Origin of the sequence: Novosphingobium sp. KN65.2, assembly GCF_001368935.1 — a bacterium.
Lineage (GTDB): Bacteria > Pseudomonadota > Alphaproteobacteria > Sphingomonadales > Sphingomonadaceae > Novosphingobium > Novosphingobium mathurense.
The window spans coordinates 1-365 of sequence record NZ_CCBH010000127.1; the positions used below are offsets into that span (position 1 = coordinate 1).

The window sequence follows — 365 nt, forward strand, 5'->3', positions numbered from 1 at the left end:
GACCGAAATCGAGATAGTGGTTGCGGGCCACGCCTTTTCCGCGCGGGGCAAGGTTGTGACCAAGCCGGGTTGGACGGTCCTCTATAAGAACGATGTAGGTAATGAGGATATTGCCGAGGACGAGGACACCCTTTCGGCCGACTTGCGTTCGATCGCGTCGGGCATGGCCGGGCAATGCCTTTCGGCCAGCGCCGACCAGCAGGAAACCAAGCCCAAGCCGCTCTATACGATGGCCACGCTTTTGACCGACCTAACGCGGGTGGCGAAATATGTTCGGGACGAGCGGCTTAGGAAACTCCTGATCGAGAAGGACAAGGGGAAGGCGGGTGAGCATGGCGGAATTGGAACCCCGGCGACCCGCGACA

The 365-nt window shown here is 60.3% G+C and carries 1 protein-coding gene; it reads left to right on the forward strand.

The features are described 5' to 3' along the window. A partial coding sequence (locus tag SPHV1_RS04600; RefSeq protein ID WP_231634522.1) for a DNA topoisomerase occupies positions 1-365 on the forward strand: 365 nt, incomplete at both ends.